Consider the following 4317-nt stretch of genomic DNA (forward strand, 5'->3'; position numbering starts at 1 on the left):
GCTCAACGCGAGCGCGACGACCGGTTCTTGATCTCTACCTCAACCGCAGGCGCCCCTCCCGCGCAGCGGGTTCGTTCGTCGGCCCCGATTCGGTCATTTTGAAATACAGCCCTTTGATGACTGCTTGTGGCGCTCCTTGCTCCTCCCGATGGACAGGACGACCGCACTCAATAAGGCCCTCGCCGACATGGTTAGACACGGTCCAGGAACTCGAGCACCCGCCGCGTGAGCAGTGCGCTGGCAGCCGCGTCGTACGACGGGAGCGAGCTGTCGGCGAAGTGGTGCTGGTCGCCGGGATAGAGGAACAGCTCCGCGTCCTCGACCTTCTCCACGATCTCGCGAGCGGCGTCGATGTCGCCCTCGCCGATGAAGATCGGGTCGTTATCCATACCGTGGATCTGGACCGGGACGTCGTCCGGCCAGGATCCGAAGGCCCACTCGCCGCTAATCGGCAGACAGGAGTGGACGAGCAGGGCTCCGCAGGCACCGGGTCGTGTCTGTGTGAGCTTCTGCGCCGGCAGTACGCCGAACGAGAATGCGGCGTAAACGAGCTCGGGGTCAGTTCGCCGGCGACGCGGACGCCGCGCTCCCGCATGTCGTCGAACCTGATCTCACCGATGTAGGCGAGACCCTCGTCAATACTCCGGAATGTGCGTCCGTCGAACAGGTCCGGCGTATGCACGGTGTGCCCGGCTGCCCGCAGGTCGTCAACGAACGCGCGCACGCCGGGAGTCAACCTTGTGCGTGGTGGAACAGCAGGACCTCGGCCATGGGAGCCTCCAGATGGGACGTGGATTGCGGCGATAATTGCGAATCGCTTCGCAGAACTGCAAGCGATTTCGCTGTGCATCGAAGAACTTCCAAATGATGATAAGCCTCGGCGTATCGTCTTTTCCCGGCGTGACGACTCGGGGAAACCGATCTACACCAACAGATAGGCGGCGACGAAAATGCTTCGGCGTTACCCGCGTCCGCCAGACGGACGCACCGCGGCGGTAGTGTCTTGGTTCGAATTTCCGCCAAGGTTGACCCCGGCCGATGCGCGAAAGGCAGCTTGAATGAGCGCCATGAAAGTCGCTTTGAGCGCGTCCATTCGTTCAAGAACCTTAAGCTGCCGAACGACCGAAATCGACGGCGAAGGACTGGCTGGGGTGGATACTATTGAAAAAGTCCGGCGCACCGCAAATCGCCACCGATCTTAGAATCCAGTTCCACCCTGGCGCATTGCATGGAATCAGGATTCAATTTTGGGGTCTCTACGAAACGCCATCCTACGAAAGTGCCACGGGCGACCGCGACGCGGACTTTTTTGAACAATATCGGTATCGGTGGAGACCGGAAGTTCGACGCGAACCCAACAGAGAGCTCGCCGGCTGTTCACAGCTGCTCTACGGGCTCGGTCCTCGGACAAGCCGGCCAGAGAACTATCCTTCCAGAAGCGACGCGGGATCAAGGGGCGCGTCGCCTTGCCGGACGTGACGCGCAGGGGAGGGCACCTTTGCAGCCGCGACGATCACTCCGGCACGCCGGCAATACCCAACGCTTCGACGTAGTGCTCGGCGAACACCTTGTCCCGCCACGGGTTGATCTGCCTCTGCAGGCCGAGCGTGTAGGTCGGGAACGCCTCCATCAGCCGCCGCGCCGCCGCCTGCGCTTCGTCCGGCCGGTTGAGTTTGACCAGCGCCATGATCACCACCCGGTGCGAGGAGCCGTAATTCGGCATCTCGCGCAGCGCTCGTTCTCCCCAAGCCAGCGCTTCCTCGTAGCGTTCGAGCATCAGGTAGCTCATCCCGATGCCGGAGAGCGCGATGCCCTTCTCGGGGTCGACCGGACTCAGCCGCATCGCCCTGTGGAAGTGCTCGATCGCGACGAGGGGGTGGCCGGAATGGGCGTTCACCCAGCCGCTGCCCGTATGGCCCTGCGCCGAATTGGGGTTGAGGAGCAGGGACCGTTCGATCGTGTCCAGCGCCGTCTCGTAATCCTTGGCGCTGTAGGCGATCACCTGCGCGGCGAAACGCAAGCTTGTCGGGTCGTCTCGCGCGTCCGCCAGCACCTCGCGGGCCATGCGCACGGCGACGCGGATATCGTCGGGCTCGTGCCAGCACTGACTCACCGACAGGCTGCGGATATAGGCACCGAGTGCCTTCGCCAGGGTGAAGTCTGGGTCGATGCTGAGCGCCTCGTTAGTGAGCCGGCGTACGTCGGCGAAGCCTTCGCGCGTCATGCTGTAGAAGCGCGGCAGCGCACGAAGGTAGAGGTCGTAGGCCCCGATGTAGTCGGTCGGCTTCATGCGCGCCTGCTTGATCTCCTGCAGCCGGATGCTCGGTTCGACAGCGCCGACGACGCTCTCGGTCACCTTGTCCTGCAGGTCGAAGATGTCGCTCACGTCGCCCTCGAAGCGGTCGGCCCAGACATGGTGTCCGCTGATCGCGTCCACCAACTGCCCACTGATGCGCACCCGCGATCCTGCTCTGCGGATGCTGCCTTCGAGCACGTAGCGGACGCCCAGCTCGCGCCCGACCTGGCGCAGGTCCACCGCCCGGCCCTTGTAGGTGAAGGACGAGTTGCGGGCGATCACGAAGAAGGAGTTCACCCGGCTCAATCCCGTGATGATGTCCTCCACCAGCCCGTCGGCGAAGTATTCCTGGTCGGGATCGCCGCTCATGTTGGTAAAAGGCAGAACCGCGATCGAGGGTTTCGCGGGCAGCGGAGGCGATGCAGCCACCGAGGCGCCCGCGTCGGTCTCGACGCGGTAGGCGCGCACCGGCCGCTCGATGTTCTTGAGGCGCAGATTGCCGAGTGGCGTGAAGCCGCAGTCGAGCTTGCCCTGAAGGTGGTCGTAGGCGGTGCCTGAGACGACCACGGTGCCGGGGTCGGCGATGCTGTCGAGGCGGGCTGCGATGTTGACCCCGTCGCCGTAGAGGTCGCCGTCCTCCTCGCAGACCACGTCGCCGAGATTGACGCCGATGCGGAAGCGAATCCGCTCTTCCTCGGGCATCTCCGCCTCGTGTTCTGCCAGGGCCTGCTGGATCGCCATCGCCGAGGCCACCGCGTTGACGACGCTCGCGAACTCACACAGCATGCCGTCGCCGGTGAGCTTGACGATCCGACCCCGGTGCTCAGAGACCAGCGGTTCGAGGACGTCCTTGCGGTAGATCTTCAGCCGCTCGAGCGTGCCGCGCTCGTCGCGCTCCGTCAGGCGCGAATAGCCGACGACGTCGCACACCATGATCGCTGCGAGGTGGCGCTGCGTGGTCATTGCACCGCTCGGCCAAGCGCCTGCACGCGGGCCGCCCCGCGTCCATGTCCTGCCAACTTCCTGACTCCCCGTGTGCATGGTATCCATCTCTCCCAACCGTCGCCCGTCGCCGATAGAGAACGGAAAACGCAGCTCGACCTTGCCTTCACGAGATTTCGCTATCCCGCTTGCGAGGCGTGGAGCGATCCAGTCGCCGCGCTAACAGCCAACCGGCGACACGCCCACGCAGCCTCTGGGGACGCTGACACGCCACTCCCAGAAGGCCGGAGATATTTACTGCCCTTGGTAACCGGTTGACGCCACCGTGGCGGTGCTTTTGTCACCGCGATGTAACAGTGAGATGCCTACGAACGTGCGCATCGGGCATCACACCAGACGTTCACGCTTAGAGGTGGTGAGGTCGGAAAGTGGCGCGATCGAGGCGATGCGGACTTCGCCTACTCGGCAGCTGCCAGCGTGGGTCAAACGGCTTGGTTGGATAGAAACTTGCCGCATGGCGCGGCCTGTCGGAACAGCGTGATTGCGGCAAGGAGCCGACATCGAGTGGCCCCGCGTTGAGGCTTGCTCAAACTAGTCGCTCGCGGGCCGTTGAATCGAAATCACGAAGCCTAGACCTAAGGGCAGACGTTAGTCCTCCGGAATTTCGGTGACAGTGCACTTTGTGTCGCGTTCGCCCGACCGTCGTGTGTCGATTGACTGCGTGGCGGCGCGCTCGCCAAAGTGCTGCGTAGGACTATCCAACGCGCGGCAAAAGAGCACTGGGCATGTTTTACAAGCCGCTTCGCGAAGTTGCCACGGACGATGATGACCTAGGAGCCTTAGGACATCCGCCCGCAATCACCAAAATCCTCAATCAACGATCGGCACGTGAGGTCGCCGCCACAAAGCTGTGGCTAACCGACCTTCCACGTTCTCGCCGATACCCTCGTCACACCAGTCGCTGGCTCAGGCACGCGTCGCCATCGCCCTGTGACGCGCCGACTACAATCCTGTTTCATAACACCCATCTGTCTATGTCGTTGAAGTGAATAGGTTTTGCTGATCTGGATGCGATCCCG

The 4317-nt window shown here is 63.1% G+C and carries 1 protein-coding gene and 1 pseudogene; both read right to left on the reverse strand.

Going from position 1 to position 4317, the window contains the following annotated elements; genetic code table 11:
- Positions 1 to 191: 191 nt before the first annotated feature.
- Positions 192 to 771 (reverse strand): annotated as a pseudogene (locus tag NKH59_RS33085) (dienelactone hydrolase family protein).
- A gap of 742 nt (positions 772 to 1513) precedes the next feature.
- The gene (locus tag NKH59_RS33090) at positions 1514 to 3259 is read right to left on the reverse strand and encodes an adenylate/guanylate cyclase domain-containing protein (protein ID WP_353024419.1); all 1746 of its coding nucleotides are present in this window, start codon (positions 3257 to 3259) and stop codon (positions 1514 to 1516) included.
- Positions 3260 to 4317: the final 1058 nt, after the last annotated feature.

The organism is Mesorhizobium sp. M0998 (assembly GCF_040318885.1).
Taxonomy (GTDB): domain Bacteria; phylum Pseudomonadota; class Alphaproteobacteria; order Rhizobiales; family Rhizobiaceae; genus Mesorhizobium.

Excerpts from the sequence above, each read along its gene's own strand:
- NKH59_RS33090 (WP_353024419.1), bottom strand. The coding sequence starts at position 3,259 with ATGACCACGCAGCGCCACCTCGCAGCGATCATGGTGTGCGACGTCGTC.